General features: G+C 52.6%; 15 protein-coding genes. All 15 read left to right on the top strand.

The window, feature by feature from the left end; translation table 11 throughout:
* The first annotated feature begins 115 nt into the window (after positions 1-115).
* A complete protein-coding gene (locus L1N85_RS07710; protein WP_235236772.1) occupies positions 116-1,561 on the top strand; it encodes a putative amidoligase domain-containing protein in 1,446 nt (481 codons plus the stop codon).
* Between the two features lie 167 nt (positions 1,562-1,728).
* Positions 1,729-4,416 (top strand): DNA mismatch repair protein MutS, encoded by a 2,688-nt coding sequence (gene mutS / locus L1N85_RS07705; protein ID WP_235236770.1) that lies wholly within the window; start codon positions 1,729-1,731, stop codon positions 4,414-4,416.
* Between the two features lie 33 nt (positions 4,417-4,449).
* Complete coding sequence (mutL, locus tag L1N85_RS07700) at positions 4,450-6,372, top strand: DNA mismatch repair endonuclease MutL (protein WP_235236768.1); 1,923 nt, start codon at positions 4,450-4,452, stop codon at positions 6,370-6,372.
* Complete coding sequence (locus L1N85_RS07695) at positions 6,369-7,145, top strand: class I SAM-dependent methyltransferase (RefSeq protein WP_235236766.1); 777 nt, start codon at positions 6,369-6,371, stop codon at positions 7,143-7,145. Before mutL ends, L1N85_RS07695 begins: the two co-directional genes overlap by 4 nt.
* 11 nt (positions 7,146-7,156) lie before the next feature.
* Entirely contained in the window at positions 7,157-8,155 is a 999-nt protein-coding gene (gene miaA / locus L1N85_RS07690; protein WP_235236852.1) for a tRNA (adenosine(37)-N6)-dimethylallyltransferase MiaA, read from the top strand.
* Positions 8,156-8,171: 16 nt separating this feature from the next.
* Entirely contained in the window at positions 8,172-8,417 is a 246-nt protein-coding gene (gene hfq / locus L1N85_RS07685) for an RNA chaperone Hfq (protein ID WP_235236764.1), read from the top strand.
* Between the two features lie 158 nt (positions 8,418-8,575).
* Complete coding sequence (locus L1N85_RS07680) at positions 8,576-11,062, top strand: penicillin-binding protein 1A (RefSeq protein WP_235236762.1); 2,487 nt, start codon at positions 8,576-8,578, stop codon at positions 11,060-11,062.
* 2 nt (positions 11,063-11,064) lie between these two features.
* Positions 11,065-11,715: a peptidylprolyl isomerase gene (locus L1N85_RS07675; RefSeq protein WP_235236760.1), complete on the top strand. Its 651-nt coding sequence runs from the start codon at positions 11,065-11,067 to the stop codon at positions 11,713-11,715.
* 223 nt (positions 11,716-11,938) lie between these two features.
* Positions 11,939-12,496 carry a DUF402 domain-containing protein gene (locus L1N85_RS07670; protein ID WP_235236758.1) on the top strand — a complete coding sequence of 186 codons (558 nt, stop codon included), beginning with the start codon at positions 11,939-11,941 and terminating at the stop codon, positions 12,494-12,496.
* A complete protein-coding gene (locus L1N85_RS07665) occupies positions 12,493-13,170 on the top strand; it encodes a YdcF family protein (protein WP_235236755.1) in 678 nt (225 codons plus the stop codon). The genes L1N85_RS07670 and L1N85_RS07665 overlap by 4 nt, the downstream gene beginning before the upstream one ends.
* Positions 13,171-13,261: 91 nt before the next feature.
* A complete protein-coding gene (locus L1N85_RS07660; RefSeq protein ID WP_235236753.1) occupies positions 13,262-14,251 on the top strand; it encodes an AAA family ATPase in 990 nt (329 codons plus the stop codon).
* Between the two features lie 25 nt (positions 14,252-14,276).
* Positions 14,277-15,566 carry a GTPase HflX gene (gene hflX / locus L1N85_RS07655; RefSeq protein ID WP_235236751.1) on the top strand — a complete coding sequence of 430 codons (1,290 nt, stop codon included), beginning with the start codon at positions 14,277-14,279 and terminating at the stop codon, positions 15,564-15,566.
* Between the two features lie 39 nt (positions 15,567-15,605).
* Positions 15,606-16,898, top strand: coding sequence for a methionine gamma-lyase family protein (locus L1N85_RS07650; RefSeq protein WP_235236749.1), 1,293 nt, complete (start codon positions 15,606-15,608; stop codon positions 16,896-16,898).
* A gap of 62 nt (positions 16,899-16,960) precedes the next feature.
* On the top strand, positions 16,961-17,371 hold the full coding sequence (locus L1N85_RS07645; protein ID WP_235236747.1) for a MerR family transcriptional regulator: 411 nt from the start codon (positions 16,961-16,963) through the stop codon (positions 17,369-17,371).
* A gap of 46 nt (positions 17,372-17,417) precedes the next feature.
* Positions 17,418-18,746 carry a type I glutamate--ammonia ligase gene (glnA, locus tag L1N85_RS07640; protein ID WP_235236746.1) on the top strand — a complete coding sequence of 443 codons (1,329 nt, stop codon included), beginning with the start codon at positions 17,418-17,420 and terminating at the stop codon, positions 18,744-18,746.
* The last annotated feature ends 79 nt before the right edge of the window (positions 18,747-18,825 follow it).

Raw genomic sequence — 18,825 nt, 5'->3', positions numbered from 1 at the left:
CCCTCCTTTTTTTTATTTGGCAATAAAATTGGAAAGGCAAGTACCTGCGTTTAGCTGATGACCGGCGGAACAGCACTCTCGTGGTACTAGAATAGGACAAAGGACGGGAAGCAGGATGGCTTCAACGTGGATTTGGCGCGGCAGCTACGACCGGCTGGAACAAATTTCAAGTACAGGGAAGCAGGTTCACACGTCGGGCGAGAGGAACGGACAGCCGCTTTCGGCGCGTCCTTGGACTGCAGTAGATCCGGGCGACGCCGTGCTGGCTTGGTCGGATATGCGTCCGATCGATAGTGTCCGCTTTGCCGGCGCATGGATTTTGAATGTAAACGGCAGCCTCGCGGCGCGGATGGACGGCGAGGAGAAGCGGCGGATCTGGGTGCGGGCGGGATTAAGCGGCGGATCGCCTCTTGAAAGCGAGCGGCTGTATCGCGTCAGCATCGTCCATTTGGAGCCGGTGGAAATGGTTCGCATCGATGTGTCGGGCAGAGGGCAGTTAAACGAACTGGAAGGAGCAATAGGGAGTGGTTCGCTTTCGGCCGATAGGAGTATCGGCCGCCTGCCGGAGGATCCGGCTTTGCGGCGGGTGGCGCGCACTGCGGCGCAAGCGCTTTATGCGCTTGGCCTCGATATCGGCGAGGCCGAGGTCGCGCTGGGCGGAGACGGGCGAACAGCCGTCCGCGCGGCTTGGCCGAAGCTGAGGGATACGAGGCTGGAGGCGGTTTCTTTGAGGCGATTCGCCGCGTGGCATGCGGCGGCGGGAGCGGAGACGGCGGATCGGCGGCTTCTGATCGGCGCCGATCCGGAGTTTGTGCTTGTGACGCCGGCCGGCAAGGTGGCGGCGGCGTCGCGGTTTTTTGGCGCTGGCGTAGGCGGGGCCGCGGGAGCCGACGCCGTGCTTGTCGGGCGGCGGCTGCTGTACCCCGTCGCCGAACTGCGGCCCGAGCCGGCCGAGGACCCGGCCACGCTCGCCGCGAACGTGCGGCGGCTGCTGCTGCGCGCCGCCGACCGCATCCGCGACCCCGCTTTGCGCTGGGCCGCAGGAGCGATGCCTGTGCCGGGGCTGGCGCTCGGCGGGCACATCCACCTGAGCGGAGCGCCGCTTACCAGCCGCTTGCTCCGCCTCCTCGACAGCTACGCGGCTTTCCCGCTCGCGCTGGTGGAGGACCCCGCCGGGCGGGCCCGCCGTCCCCGATACGGAACGCTCGGGGACTTCCGCCAGCAGCCGCATGGCGGGTTCGAGTACCGGACGCTGCCGAGCTGGCTCATCTCCCCGGCAGCGGCCAAAGCGGTCTTCGCGCTGGCGCTCCTCTGCGCCCGCGAAGCGATGACCTTGCCCTACATACCTGCTCTGGATGAGCGGTATGTCTCAGCCTACTATGCCGGCGATCGCTCGGAGCTGGCCGGCTGCCTGAACGGGGTGGCGTCGTCCCTCGCCTCCGCCCCCAGCTATCCGGCGCTAGCGCCGTATATCGAGCCGCTGCTCGAAGCGGCCCGCCGCGGAACCGCCTGGGACGAACGCACCGATATACGCGTCAAGTGGCGCATACCGCATCAATAAGAATACCTTCTAAATACCTATTTAAAGCAACTATCCAGCAACCGATCGCTCTTTATAGAATCAGCATAAAGCAGGGTCGGATCTCCATCCCTGCTTTATGCTTATGGCGCACATCTGTTCCGCTTGGTATAATGGACTTCTGATGTTTACTTGTGAGGAGGATCGGGATGGCTGGATATACTCCGATGATATTGCAATATCTTGCGATAAAGGAAGAAGCGAAGGACGCTTTTTTATTTTTCAGGCTCGGCGATTTTTATGAAATGTTTTTCGATGACGCGATCGCGGCATCGCGGGAACTGGAAATTACGCTGACCGGCCGGGAAGGCGGCGGCGAGCAAAAAATTCCGATGTGCGGCGTACCTTACCACTCCGCGGAGAACTATATAAGCAGACTGGTCGAAAAGGGCCATAAAGTCGCGATTTGCGAACAAGTGGAGGATCCGTCCGCGGCAAAGGGCGTCGTGCGGCGGGAAATCGTGCGCATCATTACGCCCGGAACCGTCATGGAGTCGAAGTCGCTCGAAGGCAAGACGAACAATTTTATAGCTGCTGTCGTTCGCGAAGGCGGCATGTTAGGTCTTTCGGCCTGCGATTTGTCGACGGGAGAGTTGTACGTCACCTCCTTTCCGGAGCAGCTCGAAGCGTTAATTGATGAAATTAATGTCTATCAGCCCGCTGAGCTCGTAGGCGACAGAGAGCTGCTGGACAACGTGCAGGCCGCTTCGGTCTGGAACCGCCAGCTGCCGATGACGGCGCGCGAGCCGATGGCGGAGGAGAGGCTTGTCGAGCAATATGGAAAGGCCGAGCTCAGCAACCTGTCCGGTTCGCGTTTGCGGGCCGTCAGCGTTTTGACCGGCTATCTGGATGAGACTCAGAAGCGCTCGCTGGGCCATGTTCGAACGATTACAGCTTATGAGCCGAATCAATATATGATTTTGGATCACTATACGAGGCGCAACCTTGAGCTTACTGAAACGGTCCGTGACCGTAATAAAAAGGGCTCGCTCTTATGGCTTCTTGACCGGACGCAGACGTCAATGGGCGCCCGTTTATTGCGACGCTGGATCGACAAGCCGCTGCTAAGCAGCGCGGCGGTAGAGGCCAGACTCGACGCCGTTGAGACCTTGTATCTCGACCTGATTCTGCGCGAAGATATTCGGGGGGAGCTTCAGCCGATCTACGATCTGGAGCGTCTCGTAGGCCGGGTAGCCTTCGGCAACGCGAACGGACGCGATCTCAATGCCCTTCGAAGCTCCCTGCGCCGCATTCCAAGGCTGACCGCGCTCTGCGAGCAATCCGGCTCGAAAGTTCTTCAAGACGTAATCGCAGGAACCGATGACTGCGCGGATTTGGCCGATCTGATCGAAACCGTGCTGGTGGACGAGCCGCCAGTTTCCATAAGAGAGGGCGGGCTTATTCGGGTCGGCTACGATGCTTACCTCGATCAGTTGCGCGAGGCCAGCATGAACGGCAAGAAATGGTTAGCCGAATTAGAGCGCCAAGAGCGCGAGGCAACCGGCATCAAATCACTGAAGATCGGCTACAACAAGGTTTTCGGCTATTATTTGGAGGTATCCAAAGCGAATATAAACATGCTGCCCGAAGGCCGGTACGAGCGGAAACAGACACTTGCCAACGCAGAGCGATACGTCACGCCGGAGCTGAAGGAGAAGGAACGGCTCATTCTGGAAGCCGAGGACAAAATGGTCGATCTCGAATATGAGCGATTTATCGAGCTGCGCGATCAATTGGCTCTTCACTTGCATCGTTTGCAGCAGGCTGCGGCAATCATTGCCGAGCTGGATGTTTATCAATCCTTGGCTGCGGTCAGCGCCGAGCGCCGCTTCTCGCGCCCGCGCGTGAACGAAGGCTACGATCTACTCATAGAAGAAGGAAAACATCCGGTCGTCGAGGCGATGATGGACGGTACGCCGTTTATTGCGAACGGCACCTCCCTGCAAAAGGGCGAGCAGTGGATGTTGCTTATTACCGGGCCGAATATGGCGGGCAAAAGCACCTATATGCGTCAGGTAGCTCTCATTAGCATCATGGCCCAGATTGGCTGCTTTGTTCCTGCGAAGTCGGCGGTTATTCCGCTGATTGACCGGATCTTCACCCGTATCGGCGCTGCCGACGATCTCATCGGCGGACAAAGCACGTTTATGGTCGAGATGAAGGATATTCAAATTATGACCGAGAAAGCAACGGCGAACAGTCTGGTTATCATTGATGAATTGGGGCGCGGAACCTCGACGGGCGAAGGAATGGCGATCGCGCAGGCCGTAATTGAATATGTACATCATCATATCGGCTGCAAAGCGCTCGTATCGACTCATTTCCATGAGCTGGCGCATCTGGAGGAATCATTGCCTTCTTTAACCAACGCGCGTATGGCTGTCGAGGAAAGCGGCGATAATGTAACGTTTTTACGTAAGCTCATACCGGGTGCGGCGAGTACGAGCTACGGTATTTATTGCGCGCAGCTGGCGGGTCTTCCGCAGTCGATTATCGGCAGGGCGTATGAGCTTCTTGACAATTCCGGTGTCGTAACGTCTAAGGCTGCAGTTGAACCAAATGCAGCATCGCGCAATCAGAATCTTTATACAGCCCCGTCAACAAGCTTTACCAAACGCGAAAATAAAACCGAAAGCGTTGCGGAGCATCGCGGAATCGTCCAACTGTCGATATTCGACGAACCGGCGGCAGCTCTGGAGACAGAGACCGTCCGACGCAAGGCGAGTCCGAAGGCGGAGCAGCTGGCTGAGCAACTGCGCAAGCTTGATTTGTTTAATTTGACGCCGATGCAGGCGATGCAATGGCTGAACGAAATGAAGAGCAAGCTAAATAGTTAAATGAAACGATAAGAAAGGAGGAGCGGTAACGTCATGGGAAAAATCAAAGTGCTGGACGAGCAGCTTGCCAACCAAATAGCCGCCGGAGAAGTCGTTGAGCGTCCCGCATCGGTCGTAAAGGAGCTTGTTGAAAATGCGGTTGACGCCGGGAGCACGACGATCGACATTTCGATCGAGGAAGGCGGACTTGCCTTCATACGAGTCGTAGACAACGGCTTCGGTATCGAGGCGTCGGATATCGTAACGGCTTTCCAACGCCATGCAACCAGCAAAATATCTACGGGCAGCGATCTGTTCCGCATTGCCAGCCTGGGCTTCCGCGGCGAAGCGCTCCCGAGTATTGCCGCTGTCTCCCGCCTTCAATGCCTGTCGTCGGAGACCGCTTCCGGTCTTGCCAGGCGGATCGTTATCGAAGGCGGAACCGTGACGATCGACGAGCCGGCGAATGCGCCGCAAGGAACGGATATGACGGTGCGCGATTTGTTCTATAACACGCCTGCCCGCCTCAAATATATGAAGGCGATCCAAACCGAGCTGGGCCATATTTCCGACTATATCAATCGAATCGCGCTTGCGCATCCCGGTATTGCATTTACGTTCAAGCACAACGGAAACATCCTTTTGCGTACGCTTGGCACGGGCGACAGGCTGCAGGTGATCGCTGCGGTTTACGGTACGAATACCGCCAAAGTCATGCTGCCGGTCGAGGCCGAAAATGCCGACTACGAGCTTCGGGGCTATATTTCCAAACCGGAGCTCACGCGCGCGAACCGCAACGGCATTACAGCTGTCGTGAATGGACGTTTCATTCGAAGCCATGCGATTAACCAGGCTCTGCTGCAGGCCTACCATACGCTGCTTCCGATCAATCGGTTTCCTCTAGCGGTCATTGAGCTTGGCATGCATCCGAGTTTGCTGGACGTGAACGTCCATCCTTCTAAAATGGAGGTAAGGTTCAGCAAGGAGCCTGAGCTGCGTACGCTCATCGAGGCTGCGGTGAAGCAGGCGCTGACCCGTCAGCGTCATATTCCGGGTCCAGACTCAACCCGCAGGCAAGAAAGGTCGAAACCGGCATTTGTGCAGGATGCGATTTCATTTCATCAGACCTACATCCCGTCCAAAGCTACGGAGAAGCTGTATTCGCCGCCTCTTTCGGCAAAAGAGGATTTGCTTGCCGTCCGCGAGACGGCGGCATACTGGGAGCAAGCGGCCCCAGCCGCGCCAAACGATTCACAGCTGTCACCCGCGTATTCGGCCTCCGAACCTGCCGGCCAGCAGCAAGCAGAGGAGCTGCCCTTTGAGATCAAGGATACGAATGGCTCATCTGAGGAGCAATCTGCCCCCGAGCAGGCTGAAGCCGAACAGCCCGCTTTCCCTGAGCTGCACTGGATCGGTCAGCATCATGGCACCTATATCGTTGCGCAGGCAGAGGACGGGCTTTACTTGATCGATCAGCACGCGGCCCATGAACGAATCAATTATGAATACTTTTTTCATAAATTTGGGAATCCTGAAGATGCGAGCCAGACGCTGCTTGTCCCTTTGACGCTGGAATTTACGTCAGGGGAGGCTGAGCAGCTTCGCGGGTTGTTGCCGTTGTTTGCGCAAGCGGGGGTGGAGATTGAGCCGTTCGGCGCGCAGACCTTTCTCGTTCGCTCCTATCCGGAATGGATGCCGCAGGGAGAGGAGCAATCGCTGATCGAGGAGATGGCCGAATTAATCATTTCGGAGCGAAAGTCGATCAATATCGCCAAGCTGCGCGAAAAGGCGGCAATTATGTGCGCATGCAAAGCGTCGATTAAAGCCAATGACCGGATGAACCGGGAGGAAGGCGAAACGCTGCTTGCCAGGTTGTCAAATTGCAATCAACCCTATACCTGCCCGCATGGCAGGCCGATTATCGTTCATCTTTCTACTTATCAGCTGGAAAAAATGTTCAAGCGGGTGATGTCGTGATTGTTACGACTACGGCGAAACCGTCTTCAAGTTCGCAGGCGCTGGCGGCAAGGCTGGCAATCGAGCTGGCCGGACAACTGAAGCCTCGCGGCAACCTGACGGTCCGCAAGCTCCTGTCGATGAGTCCGGATGAACGCCTCCTTGTCGTAACGGAGCTGGAGGTAAGGTATTATGCCGGACAATCTGACGAGCCGCTCTACTTTCATCCCAGCATGGCGTTCGTACGCGTGAAGCGGCTGCGCCGGGGAGAAACGGATCCGCTCATTCAGCTGTCCCGCTGCGCGGAGGGCGACCATGTCATCGATTGCACAGCGGGGCTGGCTTCGGATGCTCTCGTGTTCTCTTATGCGGTTGGAGCTGGCGGAAGCGTAACGGCCATTGAGAGCGAGCCTGTCCTTTGCGCGCTCGTGCGCGAAGGGCTGGCCGGTTATGATACCGGACTGCCCGATGTGAACGATGCGATGCGACGAATTGTCATGCATGGCGTTAATCATCTTGAATATTTGAAGGGCTTGCCGGAAAACAGTGCGGATATCCTTTATTTTGACCCCATGTTTCGGCAGCCGCTCAACGAATCAAGCTCAATGGGGCCGCTGCGTTCGATCGCGAATATGGCCGCGCTGTCATTCGAGGTTATTGAACATGCGAAACGTGTCGCTCGTAAGACTATCATCATGAAGGAACATCAGGCCAGCGGCGAATTTGCCCGACTTGGATTCGAGCGCCGACATGTGAATACGTCAAAAATTGCATATGGAGTGATAGAGCTTTGAAGGTAGATATGATGAAGGCGCAGCAAGCAGCCGAAGGAGCGCCTGCACGCAAGCAGCCGCTGCTCGTACTCATTGGTCCGACGGCGGTCGGCAAGACAAGAATGAGTCTCGATATCGCGAAAGCTTGGGACGCAGAGATCATTTCCGGCGATTCCATGCAGGTATACCGCGGCATGGACATCGGTACCGCCAAGATCGCTCCGGATGAGCGGGAAGGGATCCCTCATCATCTTATCGATATTTGCGAGCCGGAGTCATCGTATTCCGTCGCCGATTTTCAATCAGGGGCGACTGCTGCCATCGAACAAATCACTAAACGGGGCAAGCTGCCGTTTATCGTCGGCGGTACCGGCCTCTATGTCGAGTCGGTATGCTATCAATATCAATTCGCCGATAACGGGTCCGATGAAGCATTCCGTCAAGAGCAGGAGCGATATGCGGCGGAGTTCGGCGCAGAAGCGCTTCACGCGCGTTTAGCGGCCGTTGATCCGCTGGCGGGTCAACGTTTGCATCCGAACGACTTGCGGCGCGTCATTCGCGCGCTGGAGGTCTATCATATGACGGGGCAGACCTTCTCCGAGCAGCAGGCAGGGCAGACGAAGGAATCTCCCTATAAGCTCTGTATAATCGGACTAACTATGGACCGCGCGGAGCTGTACCGCAGAATAGAGGCGCGGGTGGATCTGATGATGGAGCAGGGATTAATAGACGAGGTAAAGCGTTTGCTGGAGCGAAACCTGCCATCGCATGCGGTGGCCATGCAGGGGCTGGGCTACAAAGAAATGGCTGATTATTTGCATGGGAATTGCACGCTTGAGGCAGCAGTCGAGCGGTTAAAACGCGATACACGCAGGTTTGCGAAACGGCAGCTGTCATGGTTTCGCCATATGAAGAATATTCACTGGATCGACATGGGGGAAAATTTTCACAACAATTTGCTTTCCATTCATGGTATAATAGCAGGAAAGTTTCAAGTTGATCTTGAATATATTTCTAATCAATCTTTTTAGACGGGGGTAACGTCCAATGAACAAAACAATCAATATTCAAGATACGTTCCTGAATCAGCTGCGCAAAGACAACATACCGGTGACGGTTTTCTTAATGAATGGCTTCCAAATTCGTGGCGTTATTAAAGCATTCGACAATTTCACGATTATTATTGACAGCGAAGGCCGTCAGCAAATGGTTTATAAACACGCGATTTCCACGTTCACTCCGCAGCGGAATGTATCGCTCATGCAGCAGGATCCTGGCGGTTCCTTGACATAAGTGATGGCGAATAGTGAAACTTTCTAATATCGTGCTTCGTTTAACTAGATAGCGGCATGCAAGAGCAACCCGCTCCAAGCTGGGTTGTTCTTTTCATTTCGTGGTAAAGATAGATAGATAGACGGAAGGACTACGGTTCAACAGGAGGGGAGTCGGCAATGGCTGAGCGACCACGCAGTAAATCTGCATCAAAACAAAAGAAGAAAAAAAGAATGTCAGGACGCACATGGTTTTACGGGCTGTTCTTTACGGCGGCAATCGCAATCGTATGCGGGATTATCGGGTATTTACTTATCATTTTGAACGGAGAGAGGATCTTAACCGAAAATGGCAGCAAACTCAATTTTGGCGAAGCCTCCATCATTTACGACGCGAACGAGCAGGAGATTGCCAGAATAAAAATAGGAACAGACAACCGGGAAATCGCTGAATATTCAGAAATTCCGGAGCAATTGCTGAATGCGATTGTCGCGACGGAGGACCAGCGGTTCTACGAGCATGCGGGGATCGATTTCTTTGCGATCGGACGGGCTGTCGTCAAGGACGTGATCGCCAGAAGCGCCGTCGAGGGCGGCAGTACGATTACACAGCAGCTTGCTAAAAATGTTTTTCTAAACGCGGACAAAACCTTTTTCCGCAAAGCGACGGAAGCATCCATCGCCGTTGCGCTGGAGCATCAAATGTCGAAGCCGGAAATTTTAACGATGTATTTGAACCGGATTTATTTCGGTAAAGGCGTTTCCGGCGTTAAAGCCGCTTCCAAGTATTATTTCGATACCGAGCTCGAGGATCTGGAGCTTTGGCAAATCGCAACGTTGGCTGCTATGCCGAAAGCGCCGAACAGGTATAATCCGATTATTGACCCGGAATCTTCCATGAACCGGCGCGCCGTCGTTTTGAATCTGATGCAGGAACAGGACTATATTACGGCAACTGAGGCAGAAGAAGCGAAGGCAGTTGTCTATGAACGGCCGGATAGCCATGAAGATGGCCAATCTGAGAACTTTCAAGAGTTTATTGATTATGTCGTGGAGGAAGCGATGGAGATCACGAAGCTTTCCGAGGAGGAGCTGCGTGTCGGAGGCTTCAAGATCTATACGACTCTTAATCAGCAGGCGCAGCAAGCAATGGACGAACAGTTTGCGAACAACGAAAATTTCGAGAAGAGCAAGGATGAACAGATCGTTCAGGGAGCTATGGTCATTATCGATCACCGCGACGGAACCATCAAGGCGATGGCCGGCGGGAGAGACTATATAAATAAAGGGTTAACTCATAATCGCGTTCAAGTGAAACGCCAGCCCGGATCTGCTTTCAAGCCGATTATCGTTTACGGTCCGGCACTGGAGACCGGCGAGATGTCGGCATCGACCATATTGAAAAACGATAAGAAATGCTTTGGCAACTATTGCCCTACCGACAAGTGGGGACCTGCGCCTGTCTCAATGACACAGGCGATCAAGGACTCGCGAAATTTAGCAGCGGTATGGACGCTTAATGAGATCGGGCTGAAACGCGCCTTTGCATTTGCGGGCAAGCTGGGCTTCGAACTTGACAATGAGGACCGCAATTTGTCTGCTGCACTCGGCGGTTTAACGCACGGGACGACGCCGATGGAATTGGCTGCCGCCTTCAGCGTTATCGCAAATGGCGGAAAGTCGGTCGATCCCCATTCGATTGTCAGAATGGAAGGGAAAAATTATACGTATACGTATCAAGCCCCAGCTTCCAAGCAGCTGATGTCGGCTCAAACGGCGTATTATTTGACGGACATGATGCAGACCGTCGTACAGAAGGGCGGCACAGGCACTAGAGCCGCGATCGACCGTCCGGTTGCGGGCAAAACCGGAACGACTCAGCACGGCATTCCGGATTATAACGGCCCGGGCATAAAGGATGCATGGTTCGTAGGCTATACGCCAGAGTGGACAGCAGCCGTATGGATGGGATACGATAAGACGGACAAGGATCATATCCTAAAGTCTGGCAGCAGTCAGTCGGCAGCCATGTTCGCTAAGGTTATGAAGGCCGCGATGAAAAATGTGCCGAAGTCCAGCTTTAATAAGCCGCAAGAGTTAATAGAAGAAGAGCCGCCGGCAACCATTACGAATTTTAACGCGATATTTATTGAAGAAGAAATGAAGGTTCAGTTGTCCTGGAATCCTATCCAGGATGGAGAGGTCACGTATCAGGTATTCCGGAAAGAGGCTTCCGAGACCGAATTTATCCGATTCGTCGATTCGCTTACTTCGACGGGTGTCGATGATATGAGTGCATTTCCGGGTCTCACCTATGAGTATTACGTCGTTGCTTATGACGCCGGGAACGATTTGGAAAGCTCGCCTTCACCGACGATAAAGGTTGCCATACCGGAAACGGAGATCATACCTGATATCCCAATGGAACCGGATCCAACCGTCCCGGACGGTGGAGATGTGACTACTCCGATTGACGAAGGCGGCGAAGAAGCCTCTCCAGAGCCCGGCGACGGGACAGAGCAGCCTGGCGGAACGGAGGAGCCTGGTGCAGGTAACGGCACAGGAGAGCCAAGCCCTGCGCCAATCGAAACTGAAGGCAGCGAGAATGGCAATGACGCTTTTGAAAACACGGATACCGGCGGCAATACGCAAGGAGCGGGTGGTTAGTAATGGCGAGTACAAAGAATGCGCGATTTTCTTTTTTCATCGCACTATTGGCCGGAGTTATGCTATTAGCAGGCTGCGGCGGCAATGGCGATGATGGGGGAGCACAAGGAAACAGCGCAGCGGCTTCCGCGAAGATGTTGGATTGGGATAAAATGCCAGAGATGACGATTGATCTCAATAAGTCTTATATCGCGAAGTTTCATACAACCAAAGGTGAGTTTACAGTTACGCTGTTCGCCAATGAGGCGCCGGTAACGGTGAACAATTTCGTCTTTCTTGCGCGAGAGGGCTTCTATGAGGGACTGGCGTTTCATAGCATCATCGAGTCGTTTATGATACAAAGCGGCGACCCGAAAGGGAATGGAACCGGTACGCCGGGCTATTCCATTCCTGATGAACTGGACACCGATTTGAAATATGAGGAAGGCATTGTTGCCATGGCTAACGCCAACAAGCCGAATTCAGGAGGCAGTCAGTTTTTTATTTGTACCGGGCCGGATGCGGCTAATTTAAACCGGGAGCCTAAATACACGATTTTTGGCAAGGTGAACAGCGGAATGGATATCGTTCAGGCGATCGCCAAAACTCCGACCAAAAATAACTTCCCGAGCGAAGAAATCCTAATCGAATCGATCGTCATACAAGAAATGTAGCGAAAAACGCTGTCCCGCGCGGGCAGCGTTTTTTATTTTACAGCTGATGCTTGGTTTATTTTGGCTGTCGGCTGGAGATGGACGTTAAGATATGGTAATCTTTTTTTATAGGATGATTTCAATTGTCGTCAGTCGCGTGGTGGAGGTTGCTTAAGCTCAATATGAATAAGCAATCGCAAGATGTAACAGGCTATCCCCAAATGAACGGAAAGGTACGTTCCGTATGAAGAGAAAATTTTCAGACCGGGCTAACTGGCGGCGTATCTTGCGCAAGAGCTACACATGTCTGGCGCTCGACGGCGAGGAGTTCAAAGGTCTCGTGACGTTTTACCGGATTCATGAATTGCGTGAGCCGCTTTGGAAGGAATATAACGGACGACGGCTTTGCCTTGCTGACCGCGGCTACTTATGGATGCAGCATTTTCCAAGAGGCGAGCATTTTGTCGTCACGACAATGTTCGATGACAAAGGACGCGTCGTACAGTGGTATATCGATGTTTGTAAAACGCAGGGCTTAACCGACCAGCAGGTGCCTTGGTTCGATGATCTCTATTTGGACGTCGTCGTTCTTCCAAGCGGAGAAGTGTTTCTTATGGATGAGGATGAGCTGGAGGACGCTCTGCGCCAAGGCGACGTGAACGGTAAGGATGTCGCGCTTGCCCGCAAGACGGCAGGGAAACTGCTCTCAAGCATCCGCAATGGCAGATTTCGTTATTTCACATTAAGTCTAAAGCATAGAAAGAGCTTGCTCGAGAGAAGCGGGGAGTTAAGTGAATCATGATTGCTGCAACAAGCCGAAGGAGCAGACCGCGTAAACGAACGAAAAAAACTCGTCCGCGGCTGCTCCTGTTTCGCGTTGCTGCCTGGCTTATCTGTGCAGGCGTGTTTTGGTGCGGATATTTATTGTGGTTAATTAATGGGTACGATACAAGCAAGCCTTTACTTAAAGCTGATGCCGGCATTGTACTGGGCGCTGCCCTTTGGAACGATGTGCCAAGTCCGGCATTGAAGGAACGGTTAGATTTCGCCTTACATCTATATGAGGTAGGCATTGTGGACAAGCTTATTTTGTCCGGAGGTTTGGGCGCAAACGGTTCGACGAAGACGGAAGCGGCCGGCATGCGCGACTATTTAGTGATGAAAGGTATTTCAGCTGACAAGCTGTTGCTAGAGAGCGATGCGACAAGCACGTACGAAAATTTGCGATTCAGCCAAAAAATAGCCAATGAAAAAAAACTGTCCAAGCTCGTTGTCATCACGCATGACTATCATGCAGCGCGAGCGAAAGAAGTGGCGAAACAGCTGGATTTTGAACATTTTCAGATTGCGGCAACCAAGTCCAAAGTTTTAAATCCGGTATACAACGAGTCGCGTGAGGTACTTGCCTTCACCAAATGGAAGCTCGACCGGCTCCTCCTCTCATTAGGAATACGCTCTTCTGATACGATGCTGTAAATCTGCTAATATGCGGCTGTAAGCTAGAATAAACTTGTAGTGCGGTCAGCCGCTATTTCGCTTTCGATGCAAAGGATAGGTGATGCGAACGATGAGTGGACACGTCATATCAGGACCCGGTAATGGAACCGCAAGGCCTTCCCGTCAAATCAATGTGGTCCTTAGAAATCAGGAAACGTTCCAGAACGGTGCTTCCGCGCACGCACTTGAAGCAGAAACGCTGCCTGCCGTAAAGCCGCTGCCGAGTATGGATCATTACGCCGATATTCAGAAAGAGCTTGAGCCGATGATCGGAATGGATAATGTGAAGTCGCTCGTTTATGAAATATATGCTTTGCTTTATATTAGCCGTATGCGCACGGAGGCCGGACTGTTTGGCGGCTCTCAGGTGTACCATATGATTTTCAAAGGAAATCCGGGCACAGGGAAGACGACGATTGCCCGCATCGTAGCGAAGCTGTTTCAGAAAATGGGCGTTTTGACTAAGGGGCATTTAATTGAAGTTGAGCGCGCAGACCTGGTTGGCGAATATATCGGACATACGGCTCAAAAAACAAGAGATCTTGTACGGAAAGCGATCGGCGGCGTTCTGTTCGTTGATGAGGCTTACAGCCTTGCGCGCGGCGGTGAAAAGGATTTCGGAAAAGAAGCTATCGATACGCTCGTGAAGGCAATGGAGGATCATCGCAATCAGTTTGTGCTTATATTAGCTGGTTATCCTGCGGAGATCGATGATTTTCTGCAGACAAATCCGGGCCTGCCCTCGCGGTTTCCGATTCAGATCGAGTTTCCCGACTATTCGGTAGATCAATTGATCCAAATCAGTGAGCTCATGGCGAAAGAGCGGGATTATATTTTGCAGCCGCAGACCATATTTAAATTAAGACAGCATTTGATGCAGGAGAAGCAAAGCGCCATGTTCTCGTTCAGTAACGCAAGATACGTAAGAAATTCGATCGAGAAGGCGATTCGGTATCAAGCGGTTCGTCTGCTCAGCCATTATGCAAACTCTGTTCCCCCGAAACAGGAGCTTATGTCGATACGGCCGGAGGATTTGAAGTGGGAAACGAAAATACAATGAAGCTGAAGTTTAAAAGGAGCAAAGCATGAGCGAGAAAACATTTGAAACCAATACGAATTTAGTGGAGAAGGCAATTCTGATCAGCCTGGTTACGTCCAATGATAAGCGTAAGGGCGGAGATCCTGAGCATTCCTTGCAGGAGCTTGTGCAGCTTACGGAAACGGCGGGCGTCGAGGTGCTTGCGACCGTTACCCAAAATAAAGAATCGGTAGACTCCAAATGGTTCATCGGTAAGGGCAAGGTACAGGAAGTAAAGGCTATGGCGGATGAGCTTGGCGCCACGACTGCGATTTTTGACCAAGAGCTATCGGGAGCCCAGGTGCGGAATCTTGAAGAGACGCTCGATCTGAAAATCGTGGATCGCACGCAGTTAATTTTGGATATCTTTGCCGGCCGCGCCAAAACCCGCGAAGGCATTATTCAAGTAGAGCTGGCCCAACTCAGCTACCTGCTTCCCCGTTTATCTGGACACGGCAAAAACCTGTCGCGTTTAGGCGGCGGCATCGGAACACGAGGGCCCGGTGAATCTAAACTGGAGACGGATCGCCGTCATATTCGGGATCGAATCTCTGATTTGAAGACGGTACTCGAGGAGGTTGTCCGTCACCGAAAGCTCCATAGGGAGCGCCGCAAAAAAGCGGGCGTCATACAAGTAGCTCTGGCAGGTTATACGAATGCGGGCAAATCAACCTTGCTGCGCGAGCTGACGAAGGCGGATGTTTATGTGGAAAATCAACTGTTTGCGACACTCGACCCAACCTCTCGTTCGCTTGTACTGCCAAATGGCCGCGAAGTGGTATTAACCGATACGGTAGGTTTCATACAGAATCTGCCGCATGACCTTGTAGCCGCATTTCGTGCGACGCTGGAGGAAGTATGCGAAGCGGATCTTGTGCTTCATGTTATTGACAGCAGCTCTGTAATGCGGGATGAACAAATTAATGTCGTTAATAACATTTTGGGTGATCTGGGCGCTGCCGACAAGCCAACCGTAATGGTATATAACAAAAAGGATTTGGTCGAGGCGAGCGGGACATGGATGGACCTGCCGGTAAACGGCGGCGGTAATTTGGTAATAAGCGCATATGAGCCGGCCGATCTTGATTTGCTGCGTGAAACGATTCAAGACAGGCTTAGCGGAGATACGCTGACTTTCAACGTGCCTGCCGAGCGTGGAGATCTCATTGCGCTTGCTTATAGAAGCGGCGAGGTCATAAATCAAGAGGTCGATGAGGAAAATATGAGACTGACGGTACAGGTAAGCAGACAGGACTTTGAGCAGCATGGACAGCGTCTGCAGGAATATGTCGAATAAAAAGCAAGGTTTGCGTATACAAGGGGAGAAGATAACGGAATGAATGAGCAGCAAGAAAAGCAGAAGGTTTGGGAACAGCTGGAGAAGCTTGCAGAGGATGCAGAGCAGCGTGCCGCTGATTCGTTCCGCAAAGCAGAGCGGATAGCGGAGCGAAATCAGTGGAAAGTTATTAAAGCCTTCCAACGGCATAAAGTGAGCGATTTTCATTTTACAGGATCAACGGGCTATGGCTATAATGATCGCGGCCGTGAAATTCTGGATCTCGTCTTTGCGGACGTGATGGGAGCAGAATCGGCAATCGTCAGGCCGCATTTTGTTTCCGGCACGCATACGATCAACTGTGCTTTATTTGGTGTCCTGCGTCCGGGAGACGAGCTTCTTTATGTTACCGGCAAGCCTTACGATACGCTGCATAAAGTGATTGGTAAACCAGGCGACGGCAAAGGTTCGCTGCAGGACTGGGGCGTGAAATATGCCGAGGTTCCTCTCCTATCGGACGGCGGACTGGATTGGGAGGGGATCGAGAAGGCTATTTCCTCTCAGACGAAAGTAATCGGGATACAACGTTCGCGCGGCTATGACTGGCGTGCGTCCTTTACCGTCGCGGAAATTGAAGCTGCCGTTCAGCGGGTTAAAGCGCTGAAGCCTGATGTGCTCGTCTTCGTTGACAATTGCTATGGTGAGTTCACGGAGCTGCTGGAGCCTACACAGGCAGGCGTCGATATAATGGCAGGTTCGCTTATTAAAAATCCCGGCGGCGGGTTGGCAGAAACCGGCGGATATATTGCCGGAACTGCCGCTGCCGTGCAAGCTGCCGCTTATCGGCTGACAGCGCCAGGTATCGGCGGCGAGGTCGGAGCTATGCTCGGGACGCTGCGGGCAATGTTTCAGGGGTTGTTTCTAGCGCCTCACTTGGTCGGACAAGCCATTAAAGGAAGCGTACTTGCCGCTGCTTTGTTTGAGGAGATTGGATTTGAGACGAAGCCGCGGTGGGATGAACCGCGTACCGATTTAATTCAAGCGGTACGCTTCGGACAAGCCGAGCATCTTATTGCTTTCGTGCAAGGAATCCAGCAAGCGGCAGCGGTAGATTCGCATGTCGTGCCCGAGCCATGGGACATGCCCGGCTACGAAAATGCGGTCATCATGGCAGCCGGTACTTTCATTCAAGGGGGCAGTCTGGAGCTGTCAGCCGATGCTCCGATTCGAGAACCTTACATCGCCTATATGCAAGGCGGACTGACTTACGCTCATGCGAAATATGGTATTTTGACAGCGCTATACCGACTTGTGGACAGCGGTTTAATTGTGACTAAACCTTACATAACTTGACACATTTATGGAGTAACGTTTAGAATAAACATATAAAAGAGCGACTGGAAGGTTGATGCGACATGGCTGATGATATTCGCAGAAATATGGCCTTATTTCCCATCGGTATCGTAATGAAGCTGACGGATTTAACGGCCCGCCAAATACGCTATTACGAGCAGCACGAATTGATCGTGCCTGCAAGAACGTCGGGGAACCAACGGTTATTCTCGTTCAATGACGTAGAACGGCTTTTGGAAATTAAAGCTTTGATTGAGAAGGGCGTTAACATTGCAGGCATCAAGCAAGTTATGAATCCGGTTTCGAAGGAGTCGGAGGAAGCGACGATCGTCAGCGAACAGTCTGAAGTGAAGCGCAGGGAGCTATCCGATCAACAGCTTCATCGCATGCTTAAGCAGCAACTATTGGAGAAAAGGCCGGGTCAAGCGTCTCTTATTCAAGGTCAATTGACTCGTTTCTTAAATAAGCGTTAAGAATGCTACAATAAACAAACGATTCGCAAACAAGGGAGATGATTATGTGAGCTTCACTAAAGATGACATCAAGCGTATTGCACAGGAACAAAATGTTCGTTTTATTCGTCTGCAATTTACCGATTTGCTGGGTACGATCAAAAATGTTGAAATACCGGTAAGTCAGCTGGATAAAGCACTCGACAATAAAATGATGTTCGACGGATCGTCCATTGAAGGTTATGTGCGGATTGAAGAGTCTGACATGTACTTATACCCGGATTTGGATACTTGGGTCGTTTTCCCATGGGTAGCACATGATCGCATAGCCCGCTTGATTTGCGATATTTATATGCCGGACGGCACTCCGTTCGCGGGAGATCCGCGCGGAATTTTGAAGCGTGCGCTTAAGGAGGCCCAGGAACTTGGCTACACGGCAATGAACGTAGGACCTGAACCTGAGTTTTTCTTGTTCAAAACGGACGAGCGCGGCGAGCCTACTACAGAGCTGAATGACCAAGGCGGATATTTCGACCTGGCACCGATGGACATGGGTGAAAACTGTCGCCGTGAAATCGTGCTGACACTTGAAGAGATGGGCTTTGAAATCGAAGCTTCTCACCATGAGGTTGCTCCCGGTCAGCATGAAATCGACTTCAAATATGCTGACGCGATTAAAGCGGCAGACCAAATTCAAACCTTTAAGCTAGTTGTAAAAACGATCGCCCGCGAGCATGGCTTGCATGCATCCTTTATGCCGAAGCCGTTGTTCGGCGTTAATGGATCCGGCATGCACTGTCACCAATCGCTATTCCAAGGCAATACAAACGTGTTCTACGATGAGAAGGACAAGCTTGGATTAAGCGCAGCCGCTCGCCATTACATGGCTGGCATATTGCTGCACGCGCGTGCGATGGCTGCCATTACGAACCCGACGGTCAACTCGTACAAGCGTCTTGTCCCTGGTTACGAAGCTCCATGTTATGTTGCTTGGTCCGCAAGCAACCGCTCGCCAATGATCCGTATTCCGGCTTCGCGCGGTTTAAGCACTCGTGTAGAGGTTCGTAACCCGGACCCTGCCGCGAATCCGTATTTGGCTCTTGCGGTTATGCTCAAAGCAGGTCTTGACGGCATCAACAACAAGCTGCCTTTGCCGGCTCCTACGGACCGTAATATCTACATCATGACGGAGGAAGAGCGTCAGGATGCAGGAATTCCAAGCCTGCCGCTTGATCTGAAGGAAGCGCTTGATGAGATGCTAAGAAGCGATATCGTGTGCGAGGCACTCGGCGAACACGCTCTAGCGCATTTCTATGAGCTGAAGGAAATCGAGTGGGATATGTATCGCACGCAGGTTCATCAATGGGAACGCGATCAATATTTGACTCTTTACTAATCAGAAAAGGGATTGCCCAAAAGCAGCTGGTTGCTGCTTTTGGGCAATCCTTTCGTATTATTGCAGGAAGATCATCTAA

It is taken from the genome of Paenibacillus alkaliterrae (genome assembly GCF_021532375.1).
Lineage (GTDB): Bacteria > Bacillota > Bacilli > Paenibacillales > Paenibacillaceae > Pristimantibacillus > Pristimantibacillus alkaliterrae.
The sequence above is the reverse complement of the archived record's forward strand: the minus strand, read 5'-3'. Positions and strand labels throughout refer to the sequence as shown.